This window comes from Prevotella sp. SGI.167 (genome assembly GCF_050313615.1).
Taxonomy (GTDB): Bacteria; Bacteroidota; Bacteroidia; order Bacteroidales; family Bacteroidaceae; genus Prevotella.
Genome location: NZ_JBNPLT010000007.1, coordinates 48,572 through 67,392, shown reverse-complemented (window position 1 = coordinate 67,392; position 18,821 = coordinate 48,572). Strand labels below are relative to the sequence as shown.

The window sequence follows — 18,821 nt, the reverse complement described above, 5'->3', positions numbered from 1 at the left end:
ATAAAGCAATGAAGAAAACGATTTTAATGATAGTGGCTGCGCTATTTGTTCTTGTCGCAGTCAATGCTCAGACAAGAAAGGTTACACCTCGAATAAGAAAGTCGGGGAATCCTGCGCAGGTAATCAAGGGAAAAACTGTGCCCATAAGAAAAAGTACAACGACAAAAGTACAGCAAAAGAAAAGACTTAATATCTCATCGACAAGTAATGATATAACAGAATACATGAAAGAATACTTGAAAAAATACTGGCATGGTCAATCTGATGAATACTGGATAAACGAAGAAATCGGAAGTGAGTTTTCGAAATGGCTGGAAAAGGGAGAGTTTGAGAAAACTGTAGACTACGACAAACGCTTGCAAGAAGGTTCAACGGTAGTATTTGATTCGATTTGCTATAATGTTATTAAAAATAACATTGAAGGTAGTGATTGGAGGATGAATTTAGACACTTATAATGCCGACAAAGAAGAATATCCTGTAACATTTTCATTCAGACATATAACAACAAAAATACGCTACAAGGTTCCGATTGACATTGCTAAGGAGTTTAAAACGAACTTTGAACAAGGACTTCGATATGGCGATCTAATAGTATTACCAATGCTACGTTGTGACAAATTTGTTTATGTCACAAACCCAGAATCAGAAGGCTATGCTAGTGATTTGTGTCCTTCAACTATATTGTTCAGTCAAAGACCTTATATGCGTTGGGAAATAAGTGGAGGAGAGGGGGGAACCAGCGGATATATTAGAGAGGATTTTTTTGATTATGCGGATAGTGTAAAAATAACTTTTTCTAGCAGGGTGAAACCTGTTGCTGTAAGGTTCAATGATTTAGGCTTAAAAGATAAGTACCTTACTAACTATGTTTATGTGTTCAAAAAGGGAGATAATGATATTTATTCAAAAAAGGAACAAAATGAAAGTGAGAGCAATAAGATATTTAATGGTGACGATGTTGACCAACAGCCTTCTTTCCCTGGTGGCACCAATGCATTAAATACATTTATCGCATCTAATCTTAAGTATCCTGTATGGGCACAAGAAAAAGGCATTCAAGGAAGGGTTGTTGTAAAGTTTATCGTGGAAAAAGACGGCAGTATAAGTAACGTTGAGGTAGACCGATCTGTTAGTCCGAGTTTGGACAATGAGGCAATGCGAGTAGTCAAAGCCATGCCGAAATGGATTCCTGGACAAATAAATGGAAAAACCGTAAAAGTGGAATGTAGCCATCCTTTCGTATTCCGGTTGCAATAAGACACAAAGAAAATATGATGTGTCCGCTCCAGCCATTCTCCTTCATTATATGAGAGAATGGCTGGTTCTCGTTATCGACCTAACCCTTTGCCCTTTCTTGATTTTACCATCTTCGTAGCTTGTCGCAAGCATCGTCTTATCCATTCTATCTCATCTTCGTCCTTCTCATATCCCCAATCCTTAGTATCGATACCACCACCTAGGCTTTCTACAAAGTTTGTTGCTTCGTTAATATAGCTGATATACAACAAGTACATTGCACTATGTATGATTTTATCCTCATAATTGATGAAGACAATAGAAAAGTATTATCAAAGAAACTGCCGTTTTCTGTTTTTTATCCCATTTATTCTATCTCACCAGATATTTCGCAACCAAATCTCTGAGCATCGATTTAGAAAGATTGGACAATCCCAACTCTTGAATCAAAGCATATTCGGGCTTGTTCTTTCCGATAATAAACTTACAGCCTCGCCCATCTATGCTTGCATACAAATGGAAGTTGCCTTTGTAGGCCTGTTCTATGCGAACATCTGTACAACTTTTGCCATCTATCTCAAAAGAAGAAGAAGAACTGTTGTCTTTATCCTCCAACCCCCATGATACGAGATGAGCATTTATCGCTGACTCTATGGAACTGATCCATCTATCATCGTTTTGTATGACGTATTCTCTGTGCCTTCTTCTCATCCTTTCTCATCAAATAAGGTGAAGGGGGTAGTTCTGGAAGCACATCATTTATGGCATCAATCTGCCCCACCACCTTCAACAAGAGAAGAAAAGTGGCAAGCGAAAGATTGCCCGCTGTTCCATTCTCAAACTTGTGGATGGTGGTCAAACCAAGCCCCGTAAGCTCGGCTACCTCTTTCTGGGTGAGATTGCATCTCATTCTATATTCTTTGAATCTCATTCCCAACAAGCGTACCAACTCTGGAGTAGAATATTCATATAAATCTGCCATAATCTTCTATTCATTTATCTATCATTATAATGATATTTACCCTTTATATCAGCCTTTATCTTCAATATACTGATATTTATGGTTGCAAAAATAATAAAAAGGAATGAGACTGGCAAGCTTTCAAGAGATTATTTTTTTCCTTTCTATTTTTTCTGATAAATGACGTACTTTTGATGCTCTTTTTGCACAAAGTGCCCAAAAATCACTCTATACTATGGGCACTCAATGCTCACGTGATGAGCAGTGAGTGCTCGTCTGTTGATCCATCGATGCCCATCAGTTGGTCCGTATGTGCCCATCAGACGAGCACAGACAAAGAAACGTATTTATAGGATAAGACTGACACTAACAAAGATGTCAAAAGGCATAGAAAAGCATCTATACCTCAATAAATGTTTCTCTCTTATAGGATAAATTTCTATTCAAAGACGTTGAACCGTCATTCAAAGACGTTGAACTGTCGTTCAAAGACGTTGAACCGACATTCAAAGACGCTGAACCGACATTCAAAGACGCTGAACGAAGAATTCTCCCTGGTGCATAAACAATTTATATCAGGAGAAAAAATCACATCTTGCTATATAAGAAAAAAAAACAGCAATAGCTACTACTGAAAAGTATAGCCATTGCTGCTTTTTTTATATCGTTACTATATTTTATCACTACTGCACGATCTTGAAACGAATACGCAATGAATGGGCATGCTCATCCCAATTTGTTCCGAGCAATACAAACTTACCAATCTGCGCCGTAGAACGTACATGCTTGCCAATACATGGACAAACATCATAATCACCGATACGAACCAGACGCAAGGTATCACTAGCATCATCAGGCAAACGATCGAGTTTCACCTCTGCTGGAATGTGATCACGATCTACGAACTCGTAAGTTACTGGCATATCAAGCTCTATCAGGCGATTCATCTCCGTCTCAATCTCCTTTTCCTCCTGGCGGGTAGGCTTGTGATCGACTACGAAGGTCATCTTACTCTTCTTGCGCTCGACATGGGCATTCTTGCTACGCTCGCAACCAAACATACGAACCATCAACTGGTTGAGCAGATGCTCAGCCGTATGAGCAGGAGGGAACTCCTCCTTATGATGCTCGTTCAATATAATATCACTTTCCTCCATCTTGACATTGAATTTATAGATTCTTACTCCGTTAGCATCCATGGATATCGGGAATACACCATCCTTTTTCAGCTCAACCTTCTTCTTGCCTCCCGAGAACAGTTCGGTAACGAGAACCTCCTCTTCAGTGATCTGGAAGAAATCGAAAGCATGACCAGGGATACATACCTGAAGCTGGCGAGCCTCCTGGGCAAAGTTGAGCACGATGAGCATCACCTCATTATCCTTCTTGCGAAGGAAAGCAAAATTGGTACGTGGATCAAAGCCCTCTGAACCAGGATTCACATACATCAGGTCGAAAGTATCACCTTCTCGAAGCGCCTTCTCTTCATTAGCAAGACGAAGAAGCTGGCGATAGGTAGCTGCCAGATACTTCTGCTCAGCTGTCAAAGTCTCATCGGCAGAATCCTGATAAGCATGTGCCAAAGTTGAAGGACTCCAGTAGTCGAATATTGTGGTACGACCATCTCTTCCGCTGAATCCCTCCTTGTCCATACCCTTCTCGCCAAACTCCTGTCCGCTATAAAGCATGAAAGGATTCTTCTGGAAGAAGAGGCTCATGGCTGCTGCAGGAATTGCCTTCATGGCATTGCCGCAGAAGAAATCGCTGGCGATGCGCTGCTCATCATGGTTTTCCAGGAAATAGAGCATGTGCTGGCGGATATCATCCACCACCTGCCATTCATGAGTGATACTGGCAGCAGGGCGCTCACCCCGAACCACACCACGCAGGCAATCATACATTCCCACCTTATCATAAAGATAATCGAAACCTGCCTTCACATAGTTGCGGTACTGGTTAGGATCATATACCTCACCTATTACAACAATGTGAGGATACTTCGATTTCAATATCTGTGTGGCATAAGACCAGAATGCAGTAGGCACCATCTCTGCCATATCGCAGCGGAAACCATCTACACCCTTGCTTGCCCAATAAAGCAGGATATCCGTCATCTTGCCCCATGTATTTGGCACAGGCTCATAATGATAGCTTCTGCCTCCCGCATCACAATAATCTACACCATAGTTGAGTTTCACGGTCTCATACCAGTCGTTGCAGCCAGGACGGTTGTCAAAGCGGTCGTTACCCGTTGCCTTAGCAGGACTCTCCTTATATTGTTCATATATCTTGGCATCCTTGGCATGAAAAGCCTTGAACTCCGGCTTAGAGTAGCGAACATCGTTCAAATCTAAATCGCCCCAAGCATAATAGAAATTATTCTTGGTAGAAAAATGCATGTTAGGATCATCATCTTCTCCCAAATCTCGTACACCTGCCGGTTTGCAAATGGAATGATACTCACGAGCCACATGATTTGGCACAAAGTCCATCACAACTTTCATACCAGCCTTATGCGTGCGCTCAATAAGCATTTCCCACTCCTTCATTCTTAGACTGACATTCTCCGCCAAATCCGGATCGATGTCATAATAATCGGTGATGGCGTATGGCGAACCTGCCTTGCCCTTTACCACCTCAGCATGTTGGGTAGGAATTCCATAAGATGAGTAGTTTGTCTGTGTGGCATGACGAATCACACCTGTATACCAAATATGTGTAAAGCCCATGTCATGAATACGGGCCAGAACCTCATCAGTAAAGTTATTAAGCTTTCCGCAACCGTTTTCTTCTATTGTACCATTCTCCTTGCAATTGGTATTCTGATTGCCAAAGAGTCGAGGGAGAACCTGGTAAATAATAATTTTTTCCTTCATTTAGCGGTCTATACGTAAAGAATGAAACGCTTTATCTTCCCAACAACGCCTTTGCTGAGAAAATAAAGCGCTGACTATAATTAAATCTCAATTAAGCAATGCCGTGAGCAGCTACATTCTTGTCGATGCGGCCAATCATACCCTGCAAAGCCTTGCCTGGACCACACTCTGTGAAATCATCAGCACCATCAGCAATCATAGCCTGAACAGATGAAGTCCAACGTACAGAACTTGTGAGCTGAGCGATGAGGTTCTGCTGAATCTCAGCAGGATCAGTATGAGGCTTACCGTCTACATTCTGATAAACAGGGCACTTAGGAGCAGAGAAAGTAGTCTTCTCGATTGCTGCCTGAAGCTCATCCTTAGCAGGCTGCATCAATGGAGAGTGGAAAGCACCGCCCACCTTCAAAGGCAAAGCACGCTTAGCACCAGCAGCCTTCAACTGCTCACAAGCAGCATTGATAGCATCAACATTACCAGAAATAACGAGCTGACCAGGGCAGTTATAGTTAGCAGCAACAACTACGTTGCCCTCTGTGCTTACCTGAGCGCAGATTTCCTCAACCTTCTCATCAGGCAAACCGATGATAGCAGCCATAGTACCAGGATTAGCCTCGCAAGCCTTCTGCATAGCATTAGCACGTGCAGCAACAAGCTTCAAACCATCCTCGAAAGCCATTGCACCAGCAGCTACCAATGCAGAGAACTCACCGAGAGAGTGACCAGCAACCATTGCAGGCTGGAACTCCTCACCCAAGCAGAGAGCAGAGATAACAGAGTGGAGGAACACAGCAGGCTGTGTAACCTTGGTTTCCTTCAACTGCTCATCAGTACCTGCAAACATAATATCAGTAATCTTGAAGCCGAGAATCTCGTCGGCCTTATCGAAAAGTTCTTTTGCCAATGCGTTGTTGTCGTAGAGGTCCTTACCCATACCTACGAACTGAGAACCCTGACCAGGGAAAACAAATGCTTTCATTTTTATCCTTATTTTAAAAGTTTATTATTAATATACTATTTTACTATAAATACTTCCAATTCGGGTGCAAAGATACAATTTTTTTCTGAGAATCGGGAGAGAAAAACAAAAAAAATCCCTAATGCCTTCCGGCAAAAGGGATTCTTTATATTAATTTGCTTTACAGTGCGAAAATTATCGTACTAATGACAAATTGATTGATTAAGGATTACTCAGCTGCAGGAGCCTCTTCCTCAGCAGCCTCAGCAGCAGGAGCCTCTACAGAAGCCTCAGCTGGAGCAGCTACAGGAGCATTCTCAGCAACAACGATAACAGGAACCTTAACCTCAACCTCCTTGTGATAGTGTACTGTAGCCTCGTACTCACCAACCTTCTTAGCATCCTTCATAGTAACGATCTTGCGATCAACCTCGATGCCCTTCTTAGCGAGCTCCTCAGCAACAGTTGCAGCGTTAACTGAACCGTAGAGCTGACCAGTAGCACTAACCTTAGCAGTAATAGTAAGAACAACGCCATTGAGAGCCTCGCCCTTCTTAACAGCCTCAGCCTTGATAGCCTCAAGCTTGTGAGCCTGCTGCTTCAAATCCTCAGCCAACTGCTTCTTAGCAGATGGAGAAGCGATAACAGCCTTACCTGTAGGGATAAGGAAGTTACGACCATAACCACTCTTTACATTAACGATATCGTTCTTGTATCCAAGACCGATAATATCTTGCTTCAAAATAATTTCCATTCTTCTTCTCCTCCTTAAATTACTTCATCAAATCGGTTACGTAAGGAAGCAAAGCGATCTGGCGAGCACGCTTTACAGCCTGTGCTACACGGCGCTGATACTTCAAAGATGTACCTGTGATACGACGTGGAAGGATTTTACCCTGCTCGTTCAAGAACTTCTTCAAGAACTCTGGATCCTTGTAGTCGATGTACTTAATACCGCTCTTCTTGAAACGGCAATACTTCTTCTTCTTTGTGTCGATAGAAGGAGCGGTCAAATAACGGATTTCTGATTTCTGATCTGCCATGATTAAGCCTCCTCTTTTTTACCAAGCTTTGCACGACGCTTCTCTGCGTAAGCGACAGCATACTTGTCAAGTTTAACAGTCATGTAACGAATTACTTTCTCGTCGCGGCGATAAGCTGTTTCGAGCTTAGCGATAACAGTTGGCTCAGCCTTGAACTCAACCAGGCTGTAGAAGCCTGATGTCTTCTTCTCGATGTTGTAAGCCAACTTCTTCAAACCCCAAGCCTCTTTGTTCAGAATCTCAGCACCATTATCGGTGAGTACCTTCTCGAACTTAGCGACCGTTTCCTTCATCTGTTCATCAGACAAAACGGGAGTCAAAATGAAAACGGTTTCGTATTGATTCATACTACTTTTGATAATTAAAATTTGTTATTAATAAATATTTTGCGCTTCGTAAAAGATGCCATAAAACATCCTTTTCACGAATTGCGGTGCAAAAGTACGACTTTTTCTTGAATTAACCAAATATTTTTTGTACTTTTGCAGAAAACATTTGTTCTTTTTAGCTTTTATGAAGTTTTTAGAAGACTTTTTGAAGGGTTACACCTTATTAAATATATAAAATAAAATAAGAAGTAAAGATTATGAAGAATCAGAAATTAAAGAAATCATTCCGTGCTCTCCCTACCATGGGCATGGCTTTCATTGTGTTGGGCGTATTGCTACTTGCTGCCAGCTTTGCGATGAACATCAAGAACAACAGCATGCTCTACGCTGGTTTGTTTTTTATCCTTGCTGGGGTAGCGGGATATATTTATACTATCAAAAAAGGATGAGCCGACTGCTTCGACTCATCCTTATCTTTTTAATCAGCAGAATACTTTGCCTGTCTTTCCGGCTTATTAATCCTGGTTTGGCACAATCAACTTGTAACCCTTGCCATGGATATTGATGATTTCAATCTGATCATCATCCTTCAGGTGCTTACGAAGTTTGGTGATATACACATCCATAGAGCGAGCATTGAAGTAGTTGTCATCAATCCAGATTGTCTTGAGGGCAAAATCACGCTGCAGGATTTCATTGGCATGTGAACAGAGAAGAGCCAACAACTCATTCTCCTTGGTTGTCAACTTAGTCTGTTGATCACCAATAGTAAGGAGCTGCTTCTGTGTATCAAATACGAACTTGCCGATGTGATACAGAGTGCTCTCCTTGGTCTTCTTGCCACGTACACGGCGCAAGATAGCCTCTACACGGAATACCAGCTCCTCCATAGAGAATGGCTTGGTGATATAATCATCAGCACCAATCTTGAAACCTTCGAGGATATCCTCCTTCAATGTCTTGGCTGTCAAGAAGATGATAGGCAGATCCGCATTAGCCTGTCGAATATCCTGTGCCAGGGTGAAACCGTCTTTCTTCGGCATCATCACGTCAAGAACAGCTATATCATACTTATTCTTTGTAAATTCCTTGAATCCCTGCTCACCGTCAGGACACAACACTGTAGAATACCCCTTTGCCTGCAAATATTCGCGAAGCAACATACCCAGGTTCTCATCATCCTCACAAAGCAAGATTTTAATTGTCTCTTCCATATCTTAATCCATTTTAATTTGTTAATATTCCTATTATTTATTTCCTTTTTAACTATGTATTACCGGCAGTTTTATGGTGAAAGTAGTACCCTTGCCGAATTCACTTTCTACCTTGATTTCGCCATCATGCAAATCCACGATTTTCTTCACATAGGCCAATCCGAGACCGAATCCCTTCACATCATGCACATTACCAGTATGAACACGATAGAACTTATCGAAGATTTTCTTCAGATTCTCCTTCTTCATACCCAATCCGGTATCAGTTATAGAGAGATAAAGATGTTCTTCATCATTCCAGGTTTTCATCGTAATGTTGAGTGGCTCATCCGGTTTGCGATATTTCACCGCATTATCCATCAGATTGAAGATTACATTCTGGAAATGTACCTCATCTACATAGAGCCCCGAATCAATCGCTTCAATATCGGTATATACCTTACCCCCCGTATGCTCAACACGGAGTGCAAATGAATGAGCAATGTTTTCCACCATCTCATTGAGATCGAGTTCTTTCTTCTTGAATACCGCCTTCTTACGGTCGAACATACTCATCTGCAGCACTTTCTCTACAAGGAAGCGAAGTCGTTTAGACTCATCGTTTATCACCCCACCCAAATGTTTCTGCATCTGTTCACTCTTGGAAACAGAGGAATCATTTAGCATCTGTGCTGCCAGACTGATACTGGCAATAGGCGTCTTCAGCTCATGGGTCATATTGTTGATGAAATCGTTCTTGATTTCCGTATATCTCTTCTGTCGGAAGATAACCACAATGGTAAAGATGAAGGTAATCAGCAATACCAGAGTAAAGATGATACTTGGTATCATGAAGCGCACACTGGAGAAGATGTAACTATTCATATCAGGGAAATGAATCTTCACAACTCCCATCTTCGACTGCGGGTCGTTACGGAAAAGTACCTGCGAATAGCTGTATTCCTCGCCCTCATCGCTATAGTCTGGACAGCGATACACCTCACGTCCATCCTGTGTAGTTACGGTGAAATGATATGGTATGTTAATACCATTGTTCATCATCTCTGCCTTCAAGTCCTGATCCAGCTGCTTGAAGTTGATACGCTCCTTCAAAGGCTTATCAGATGCAGAATAGAGAATGGAATAAACCACCTCGTCCAACAACGCTTTCTGATATACATAGCGATTCTTGACGATTTCCTGCAACGACTTCTGAGTTTCGTTGATCGAATTCTTATCGCTTCTCAAAATCATCGCCTTAGGCATATTGCCAGGACTAATGGCGATGGTTTTCAGTTCAAAGGATGAATACACCGTACCATCCTTTCCTACTACCGAGTACTGATGCGATTGCTGCACTGTACCATCAGGCATCCCGCTACGAGTACCCGCAGAATCCTTCTTGGCCGCCTTCCGCTCTGTCTCATTGACATCTTTTTCAAGATAGCGCAAGGTTTCATTCAGCTCCAGATTTCTTGAAGCTTGATATAGGGCTCTGTTGACAGATTCGTCAAACTGTTCCTTCTTCATGTTAACCATCTCCTGGATGTAACTCAACTGCAAAAAGAGCAGAGCAAGGAACGAAAAGCCCATAATAATGGCTATGGTCCAAATCGTTTTCTTCTTCATGGGGGCAAAGATAGGAATTTTCTTAATTGGTTAACACAAAACAGTTAATTATTTAATCGGTTTTTAAGCAAATTAACTAAAAATAAATCATTTAGTTTCATATACAAAACTAACACAGACATAAAAAGACGAAAAAGGAGCGTACATATCACATGCACGCCCCCTCATTGGTCATATCAACATAAAATTTTAATTTATATAAGAGAGATAATTCTCAAACTAATGTATTCTTATATATTTCAAATGAATAATTCAATTATTCATCTTCCTTTGCCAACTCAGCCTCGTGCTCAGCAATCAACTTGCCCTGAATGTCGGTAGGAACCAACTCGTAGCTGGCAAACTTGGTTGTAAACGAAGCACGACCACCGGTAATCGAACTGAGAGAAATAGAGTAATTTGCAAGTTCCTTGAGAGGTATCTTAGCACAGAGCTTCTGATAACCTGCCTCAGAATCCATACCCATGATAAGAGCACGACGTCCCTGAAGATCACTCATTACATCACCCATATAGTCGGCAGGAACATAAACTTCCAAATCATAGATAGGTTCAAGAATCTTAGGACCAGCCTGCTTGAAGGCATCGCTGAAGGCATGACGTGCAGCCAACATGAACGACAACTCGTTGCTGTCTACAGGGTGCATCTTTCCGTCATATACGATTACACGAACGTCACGAGCATAAGAACCAGTCAAAGGACCATGTTCCATACAGTCCATAATACCCTTAAGAATGGCAGGCATGAATCGGGCATCAATGGCACCACCTACAACAGAATTGAGGAATACCAACTTGCCACCCCACTCCAAAGAAACCTCTTCACGGCTCTTGATATTCATCTTGAACTCCTGGCCGTTGAAAGTGAATGATGTTGGATCTGGCATACCTTCTGCATAAGGCTCAACAATGAGGTGCACCTCACCAAACTGACCAGCACCACCACTCTGCTTCTTATGACGATAGTCTGCACGAGCCTTCTTGGTAATAGTCTCACGATATGGAATACGAGGCTCCTCGAATGTAACGTTGAGTTTCTCGTTGTTTTCCAAACGCCACTTCAATGTACGGAGGTGGAACTCACCCTGACCACGAACGATAATCTGACGCAACTCCTTGCTCTGATCAACAATCCATGTAGGGTCTTCCTGACGCATTTTGATAAGGGCAGCCATCAGCTTCTCTGTATCTTGGGCATTAGCAGCCTTGATAGCACGAGAATACTTAGGATTAGGATACTTGATGAAATCGAAACGCCACTCAGCACCCTTTCCATTCAAGGTATTGCCAGTCTTCACGTCCTTCATCTTCACGGTACAACCGATATCACCAGCGTTCAACTGATCCACAGGTACACGGTTGGCACCAGCGCAGGCATAAATCTGTCCGATACGTTCCTTAGAACCACGGTCGGCATTGGTCAGGTCATCACCACTCTTAATAGAGCCACTCATCACCTTGAAGTAACTTACCTCACCGATATGTGGTTCCATACCTGTTTTAAAGAAATACACACTCTCAGGACCATTGGTATCAGGAGCAACTTCCTCACCACGGGTATTGTGCAACTTAGGCATCTCGCTTACGAAAGGCACCACGTTGCCCAAGAACTCCATCAAACGATGAACACCCATAGACTTACCTGCACAAACACAGAATACTGGGAAGATACTACGGGTAACCAATCCCTTACGGATTCCCTCGCGGAGTTCATCCTCTGTCAAGCTTTCGCTCTCGAAGAATTTCTCCATCAAGCCCTCATCGTTTTCGGCAGCAGCCTCAACGAGTGCTGCATGAAGTTCCATTGCCTTGTCCATTTCCTCCTCAGGAATATCCTCGATGATAGGAGCACCGCCTTCTGGTTTCCAGGAATATTTTTTCATCAATAAGACGTCAATGAGAGCATTGAAGCCAGGACCGGTCTCGATAGGATATTGTATCTGCACACACTTAGGACCATATATATCCTTCATAGTTGCAATGAGGTTATCGAAATCACATTTGTCAGAGTCAAGCTGGTTGACGAGGAAGATGACAGGCTTGCTCAACTTCTCGGTATAACGGAAATTGTTCTGGGTGCCTACCTCTGGACCATATTGACCATTGATAAGGATAACTGCCTGATCGGTTACGTTGAGGGATGTAATTGCACCACCAACGAAATCGTCGCTACCAGGGCAGTCGATGATATTCAACTTCTTGTTGTTCCACTCCACGTGAAAAACGGTAGGGAACACAGAGTAACCATACTCCAGCTCAACTGGGAAGTAGTCGCTCACCGTATTCTTCGCTTCTACAGAGCCTCTACGCTTGATAACGCCTGCTTCAAATAACATACTTTCGGCAAGTGTAGTCTTGCCGCTACCCGCACTGCCCAGCAATGCAATGTTCTTAATCTCATTTGTCTGATATACTCTCATGACGCTTATAGATTTTTAAGGGTTATACATTAAATTTGCTAGTTGTTTTCAACAGTCCAACCATGCGGTTTTTCCGTTTCATGGTACTAAATTACGTTTTTTTTCTGATACTTCCAAAAGTTTTATCGAAAAAGTTGCCTATTTTTAAAACATATTAGTAATTTTGCATTTTGTTAAATATAGAAATCCTCCTTACACCTTATTATATATAAGAAGATAAGGGTAAGCTAGAAGGAATAACTGGAAGTAAAAAAATATGGCTGGATTATACATACATATCCCATTTTGTGAAAGCCGCTGCATTTATTGCGGTTTTTACAGCACTACATCCCTCAAACTAAGGGATGCATACGTAGACGCACTCATCAAAGAAATGTCTCTACGCCCTATTCATCAAGAATTGGAAGAAGGAGAAAAGATAGAAACTGTATATTTAGGAGGTGGTACGCCCAGTCAACTTACGGGCGAACAACTCATCAAATTATTCGATGGAATCAATAAATATCTAGGACATTTCACTCGCAATATGGAAATCACGATGGAATGCAATCCTGATGATATTACAGAAGAGTTTTGCCAAACCCTCAAACTGCTCCCGGTCAACCGCATCAGCATGGGTGCCCAAACTTTCAGCAATGAGCGTTTGCGCTTTTTACACCGTCGCCACAACGCTCAAGAAGTCAGAATAGCCGTAGAACGTCTGCGCAACATTGGCATCAACAATATCAGTATCGACCTCATGTTCGGCTTTCCCGGCGAAAATATCGAGCAATGGACAAGCGACATCCAAGAGGTCATCAGTCTGAATGTGGAACATATCTCAGCATATAGCTTGATGTACGAAGAGGGGACCTCACTCTATCGTTTATTAGAACAGGGGAAAATTGAAGTAATTGATGAAGAGATGAGCCGGAACATGTACGATACACTGATACAACTTCTTACCAAGACCGGCTACGAACATTACGAAATCAGCAACTTTGCCCGCCCAGGCTATCGTTCACGCCACAACAGCAGCTATTGGCACGAAACTCCATACATAGGTATCGGAGCCGCAGCCCATTCATATAAACGCATCCATAAAGGAGGGCAACTTTTTGCCACAAGAAGCTGGAACATAGCTCAACTGGCACAATATATCGAAAAGATAGAACAAGGCACATTGCCATCAGAAAAAGAAGAACTTGACATCAATACCCGATACAACGACCTCATCGCTACTGCCCTACGTACTTCCGATGGCATCAGTATAAAACATGTAGCAGAAGAATTTGGAGAAGAGCTAACCCGTCAACTAACTTCGGAAGCTCAAAAACATATTGCCCGCGGCCTGATGAAGATAGAGAACGACCACCTCTCGCTCACTCCTAAAGGACTCTATGTTTCTGATGATATCATGAGCGACTTCATGATAGTGTAAAAAAAGTTGCGACATATTCTAATCCAGAATATGTCGCAACTTATATTATGACCAAGACTCAATTTTGTCTAGACCATATTTCTTATAACGTTCATAATAGAAATTCTTAATAGCATCCAATGCCTGAATCGTAGTCTTTTTCTTTTGCAGATAAGGCTTGAACATCTGAAGTAGCGCAAAAAGCACAACCACAACAAGCAAAACCACGCCCCATGACAGAATTTCACTTTCAAAATTCAATCTAGGCTGAAGTATGATGCCAACAGCTATCGGCAATACAAAGCATACCCAATCCATCGGGGTATCTAAGCGCGTAGACTCAAGATACTCTTCTCTCAAGTTCTTTGGCGATTTCAAAATTAACCTTTTTTGATGCTTTAGCCAATAATCTTCAAACTCTTTTTCCATAATTTTTTCATTTACTGTTCCGCTCATCACCAAAAGAAATTCAATTGATAAAAAACGGAGCTCATAACGCAATCCATTTTGATTAATACTAATTTAAACTTACGGTGAGATCTAAGTTTAAAACATTTACTATAGCTAGACCTCAACTTTCATCTTTTACCTGAAAACGTAATTTCAATATGCAAAATTATCACATTATTTTGAGAACAGCAAATAAACGCCCCTATTTTCATGAATTATTAACGTTTTTTATGCACCAAAAGTGTAGACTCTCAATAAACACATTCAAAAAGCAACAAAATACAAGCACCTTGCCTACAACAGTCCCCAAAAAGATAGCAGAAACGCCATTACCATCCTTTATTGGCTTTTTATCAGAAAAAAGCTGGCAATACCCACTACGAGTATTGCCAGCTTTTATATATTTCAATAAAAGGAATCACCGTTTTATCTTTCATCAAGCGGCAGATAATCAAGCTCACCAAGAATGTTCTTATAAGCTGGACGAATGATACGACGACCCTCAAAGTTGAGTTCCTCGATACGATGTGCTGTCCAGCCCACAATACGAGCCATTGCGAAGATTGGAGTATAAATCTCTTGTGGCAGACCTATCATTTCATAGATAAAGCCACTATAAAAATCGAGGTTTGCACACGCAGGCTTACTTCCTCCACGATGCTCCTGCAAACATTTGATTCCCTCCTGCTCTATCAATTTCAAGAAATTGTACTCATCTTCTCTACCTTTTTCCTTGGCAAGTTCACCAGCCAAGCGCTTCAATTCTACAGCACGAGGATCGCTCAATGTGTAAACGGCATGACCGATACCATAGATAAGTCCCGTCTTATCATAAGCCTCCTTATTGAGCATACGCTTGAGATAAATATCCAATTCGTTTACATTGGTCCAATCCTTGATTGCCTCTTTTAAGTGGTGGAACATATTGATAACCTTGATATTGGCACCACCATGCAAAGGACCTTTCAAACTTCCGATACCTGCTGCGATAGAGCTGTAGGTATCTGTACGAGTAGAAGATGTAACACGCACTGTAAAGGTTGAGTTATTACCTCCACCATGCTCTGCCTGAATAATCAAGAGAAGATCGAGCATGCGCGCATCCAGCTCAGAATAGTTCTCATGCTTCATCATGTAAAGAAAGTTCTCTGCAATAGAGAGATTCTCACGAGGATGACGAATATGAAGACTTCTACCCTGCACTGAATGACGGTAAATATTGTATGCATAGGCAATAATCGTAGGGAACTTTGCTATCAGCTCAATGCTTTGGCGCATCAAGTTATCACGACTGATATCATCAGGATTTGGATCAAAAGTGTACATTTCGAGCACACAACGAGCCAAAATATTCATAATATTGCTACCCTCCAACTCAATAATGTGGGTAATTGTACGGTGATCGAGCGGCATATTGTCGTTCAGAAGTTCCTTAAATGCCTCCAGTTCCTCCTTATCAGGCAACTGACCTGAGAGCAGGAGGAAGGCAACCTCCTCAAAACCGAAGCGCTTTTCCTTCAGAAGTGGGCTTACCAGATCATCCAGCTCATAGCCACGATAGTAAAGTTTACCCTCTGTAGGGGTCAACTTGCCATCTGCATCGCGCTCATAACCCACGACATTACCTATATTGGTCAATCCAACCAATACGCCAGAACCATCCTCATTACGAAGTCCACGCTTTACATTAAACTTCTTGAATGCCTCTTTATCAATCTTGCATGAGTTTTTAACCTCATCACTCAGCTTATATATTAAATATTCTTTGTTCATGACTACTTGTTTTTTGCAGCAAAATTCAATGCAGAACCAGCCTTGAACCATGCTATCTGTGTATCATTATAGGTATGTTCTACCTCAAAACTATCCTCAGAACCATCTTTATGCTTTAAAGTAACGGTGAGTTTAGAGCCAGGAGCAAACTCCTTCAAACCAGTCAACGAGATACGGTCGTCTTCCTGTACCTTGTTATAATCGTCCTTGTTGCAGAATGTTAGAGCAAGCATACCCTGCTTCTTCAAGTTTGTCTCATGAATTCTAGCAAAACTCTTAGCCAAAATCACCTTTACGTTCAGGAAACGAGGCTCCATAGCGGCATGTTCACGAGAAGATCCCTCGCCGTAATTATCCTCTGCCACCACGATGCTGCTGATTCCCTGTGCCTTGTAAGCCTTAGCTGCTGTAGAAACCTCAACATAATTGCCATCCAACTGGTTCTTCACCTTATTACTTTCACCGTTGAAGGCATTCACGGCTCCCATCAGAAGGTTGTTTGAAATATTCTGCAGATGTCCACGGAACTTCAACCAAGGTCCAGCCATAGAAATATGGTCTGTGGTACACTTTCCTTCCGTCTTGATAAGTAAAGGCATGTCTACCAAATCCTTACCATCCCAAGGAGCAAAAGGAGCCAGTTTCTGAAGACGATTGCTGTCTGGAGCAATAACTACCTCTACATTTGCATTTTCTTCACTTGGAGCAATGAATCCCTTGTCTTCTACGGCAAATCCCTTTGGAGGGAAAGTAAAGCCTGTAGGAGCATCGAGCTTCACGCTATTGCCATCCTTGTCCAGCAAAGTATCGGTAGCAGGATTGAAATCCAATCTGCCAGCAATGGTCAGAGCCACCGTAAGGTCAGGACTTCCAATGAAGGCAAACGTATTAGGGTTACCATCAGCACGACGGCGGAAGTTTCTATTAAAAGAGGTAACAATAGCATTCTTGCGAGTATTGTCTTCTGTATGACGCTTCCACTGTCCGATGCAAGGACCGCAGGCATTGGTCATGATAAGAGCTCCAATCTTCTTAAAGTCATCAAGGATGCCATCACGCTCGGCAGTATAGCGAATCTGCTCAGAACCAGGATTAATGATTAGCTGACCTTTCACTTCAATCCCCTTCTCATAAGCCTGACGAGCCACGCTAGCCGCACGGGCAAGATCCTGATAAGAAGAGTTGGTACAACTACCTACCAAACCTACTTCTACCACCATAGGATAATCATTGGCAGGACCTTTAGCCTTCATGTGAGATATTGGAGTTGCTGCATCTGGAGTGAAGGGACCATTCAAATGAGGCTCCACCTTAGAAAGGTCTATTTCTACAATCTGGTCATAGAAAGCAGAAGGATTAGCCAAAACTTCATCATCTGCACGGAGTTCTTCCGCATTCTGCTGTGCGAGAGATGCAATTTCCTCACGACCCGTCTTACGCAGATATTCACCGGCATTCTGGTCGAATGGGAAGATAGAGCAAGTAGCACCCAACTCAGCACCCATGTTACAGATAGTTGCCTTACCTGTAGTAGAGATACTATCCAATCCCTCACCAAAGTATTCGAGAATAGCATTGGTACCTCCCTTTACGGTAAGAATACCAAGAATTTCAAGAATCACATCCTTAGGAGTTGCCCATCCTGAAAGCTTACCGGTCAGATGAACACCGATAAGACGAGGCATCTTGAGTTCCCAAGGCTGACCGGTCAACACATCCACAGCATCAGCACCACCTACACCCACAGCAACCATTCCTAAGCCACCGGCATTAGGAGTATGGGAATCGGTACCCACCATCATACCTCCTGGGAAGGCGTAGTTTTCGAGTACTACCTGATGAATGATACCAGCACCAGGTCCCCAAAAACCGATATGATATTTCTGAGATACGGACTTCAAGAAATCGTAGACCTCTTTATTTGTCTTGCAAGCCTCAGGAAGATCGATGTTAGCACCCACATCAGCGCGAATCAAATGATCACAATGTACGGAAGCAGGCACAGCTACCTTATCCTTACCCGCATTCATGAACTGCAAGAGTGCCATCTGCGCCGTAGCATCCTGCATCGCCACGCGATTAGGTCGGAAGTCAACATATTCTACACCTCTTTTATATGGTCGCAACTGAGTCGGGTCGAAAAGATGCGCAAAAAGCACCTTCTCGGCATAAGTAAGAGGTCGTTTCACTGTAGCCTTTGCTTGGGCTACACTCTCCGAATACGAAGCATAAAAGCTTCTCAGCATTTCAATGTCCAGTATCATCTTATTCACTAATTATTATTTATTACCACATTCATGAATGCAATCTTTTCTACAAGAATATGCATTACATCGAATTATTTGTTTGCAAAATTACAATTTTTTCTGCAATTAGTAGCACTTTTTATTAAAAATTTAGCATTTTGATTCCGCATTTCTTGTTTTTTGATATATTTGTTGCATATTTATGCCATTTTCATCAACAATCCACTTCAAAACAACAAATTCTAAGAGAAAAATAAGGAAAAACAAAAAATAGTTAGAAAAGAAAAAGAAAAAGCAAAAAATATTT

At 42.1% G+C, this 18,821-nt stretch carries 17 protein-coding genes; 3 read left to right on the top strand and 14 right to left on the bottom strand.

Annotated elements, in window-relative coordinates:
* The first annotated feature begins 8 nt into the window (after positions 1 to 8).
* The gene (locus ACQRBJ_RS05510) at positions 9 to 1,259 is read left to right on the top strand and encodes a TonB family protein (protein ID WP_445303036.1); all 1,251 of its coding nucleotides are present in this window, start codon (positions 9 to 11) and stop codon (positions 1,257 to 1,259) included.
* Between the two features lie 71 nt (positions 1,260 to 1,330).
* On the opposite strand, the gene ACQRBJ_RS05505 is transcribed toward ACQRBJ_RS05510, so the two are convergent.
* The 8 genes from ACQRBJ_RS05505 to rpsF form a co-directional block, all read right to left on the bottom strand.
* A complete protein-coding gene (locus ACQRBJ_RS05505; protein ID WP_308397549.1) occupies positions 1,331 to 1,516 on the bottom strand; it encodes a hypothetical protein in 186 nt (61 codons plus the stop codon).
* 94 nt (positions 1,517 to 1,610) lie between these two features.
* A complete protein-coding gene (locus ACQRBJ_RS05500; RefSeq protein ID WP_445303035.1) occupies positions 1,611 to 1,949 on the bottom strand; it encodes a hypothetical protein in 339 nt (112 codons plus the stop codon).
* Entirely contained in the window at positions 1,909 to 2,220 is a 312-nt protein-coding gene (locus tag ACQRBJ_RS05495; protein ID WP_117727878.1) for a helix-turn-helix domain-containing protein, read from the bottom strand. Before ACQRBJ_RS05495 ends, ACQRBJ_RS05500 begins: the two co-directional genes overlap by 41 nt.
* Before the next feature lie 662 nt (positions 2,221 to 2,882).
* On the bottom strand, positions 2,883 to 5,075 hold the full coding sequence (locus ACQRBJ_RS05490) for an alpha-amylase family glycosyl hydrolase (RefSeq protein ID WP_297158660.1): 2,193 nt from the start codon (positions 5,073 to 5,075) through the stop codon (positions 2,883 to 2,885).
* Positions 5,076 to 5,166: 91 nt separating this feature from the next.
* Positions 5,167 to 6,054, bottom strand: coding sequence for an ACP S-malonyltransferase (fabD, locus tag ACQRBJ_RS05485; RefSeq protein WP_217759918.1), 888 nt, complete (start codon positions 6,052 to 6,054; stop codon positions 5,167 to 5,169).
* Positions 6,055 to 6,262: 208 nt separating this feature from the next.
* Positions 6,263 to 6,787, bottom strand: coding sequence for a 50S ribosomal protein L9 (gene rplI / locus ACQRBJ_RS05480; protein WP_445303034.1), 525 nt, complete (start codon positions 6,785 to 6,787; stop codon positions 6,263 to 6,265).
* A 19-nt stretch (positions 6,788 to 6,806) separates the two neighbouring features.
* A complete protein-coding gene (gene rpsR, locus ACQRBJ_RS05475) occupies positions 6,807 to 7,076 on the bottom strand; it encodes a 30S ribosomal protein S18 (protein WP_006847399.1) in 270 nt (89 codons plus the stop codon).
* Positions 7,077 to 7,078: 2 nt separating this feature from the next.
* Positions 7,079 to 7,423 (bottom strand): 30S ribosomal protein S6, encoded by a 345-nt coding sequence (gene rpsF / locus ACQRBJ_RS05470; RefSeq protein WP_153123072.1) that lies wholly within the window; start codon positions 7,421 to 7,423, stop codon positions 7,079 to 7,081.
* A 239-nt stretch (positions 7,424 to 7,662) separates the two neighbouring features.
* Between rpsF and ACQRBJ_RS05465 the strand changes: the two genes are divergently transcribed.
* Positions 7,663 to 7,854, top strand: coding sequence for a hypothetical protein (locus tag ACQRBJ_RS05465; protein WP_153123073.1), 192 nt, complete (start codon positions 7,663 to 7,665; stop codon positions 7,852 to 7,854).
* A 66-nt stretch (positions 7,855 to 7,920) separates the two neighbouring features.
* Here ACQRBJ_RS05465 and ACQRBJ_RS05460 read toward each other — a convergent pair whose 3' ends face one another.
* The 3 genes from ACQRBJ_RS05460 to ACQRBJ_RS05450 form a co-directional block, all read right to left on the bottom strand.
* Complete coding sequence (locus ACQRBJ_RS05460) at positions 7,921 to 8,619, bottom strand: response regulator transcription factor RprY (protein ID WP_153123075.1); 699 nt, start codon at positions 8,617 to 8,619, stop codon at positions 7,921 to 7,923.
* A gap of 48 nt (positions 8,620 to 8,667) precedes the next feature.
* Entirely contained in the window at positions 8,668 to 10,227 is a 1,560-nt protein-coding gene (locus tag ACQRBJ_RS05455) for a sensor histidine kinase (RefSeq protein WP_153123077.1), read from the bottom strand.
* Positions 10,228 to 10,483: 256 nt separating this feature from the next.
* On the bottom strand, positions 10,484 to 12,646 hold the full coding sequence (locus ACQRBJ_RS05450; protein ID WP_294968750.1) for an elongation factor G: 2,163 nt from the start codon (positions 12,644 to 12,646) through the stop codon (positions 10,484 to 10,486).
* Positions 12,647 to 12,902: 256 nt separating this feature from the next.
* Here ACQRBJ_RS05450 and hemW point away from each other — a divergent pair, with 256 nt between their 5' ends.
* Positions 12,903 to 14,066 carry a radical SAM family heme chaperone HemW gene (gene hemW / locus ACQRBJ_RS05445; protein ID WP_445303033.1) on the top strand — a complete coding sequence of 388 codons (1,164 nt, stop codon included), beginning with the start codon at positions 12,903 to 12,905 and terminating at the stop codon, positions 14,064 to 14,066.
* Positions 14,067 to 14,111: 45 nt separating this feature from the next.
* Here hemW and ACQRBJ_RS05440 read toward each other — a convergent pair whose 3' ends face one another.
* The 3 genes from ACQRBJ_RS05440 to ACQRBJ_RS05430 all read right to left on the bottom strand — a co-directional run bounded on the left by ACQRBJ_RS05440 (position 14,112) and on the right by ACQRBJ_RS05430 (position 18,532).
* Entirely contained in the window at positions 14,112 to 14,474 is a 363-nt protein-coding gene (locus tag ACQRBJ_RS05440) for a hypothetical protein (RefSeq protein ID WP_294968755.1), read from the bottom strand.
* Positions 14,475 to 14,921: 447 nt separating this feature from the next.
* On the bottom strand, positions 14,922 to 16,268 hold the full coding sequence (locus ACQRBJ_RS05435) for a citrate/2-methylcitrate synthase (RefSeq protein WP_445303032.1): 1,347 nt from the start codon (positions 16,266 to 16,268) through the stop codon (positions 14,922 to 14,924).
* A 2-nt stretch (positions 16,269 to 16,270) separates the two neighbouring features.
* Positions 16,271 to 18,532 (bottom strand): aconitate hydratase, encoded by a 2,262-nt coding sequence (locus ACQRBJ_RS05430; RefSeq protein ID WP_445303074.1) that lies wholly within the window; start codon positions 18,530 to 18,532, stop codon positions 16,271 to 16,273.
* Positions 18,533 to 18,821: the final 289 nt, after the last annotated feature.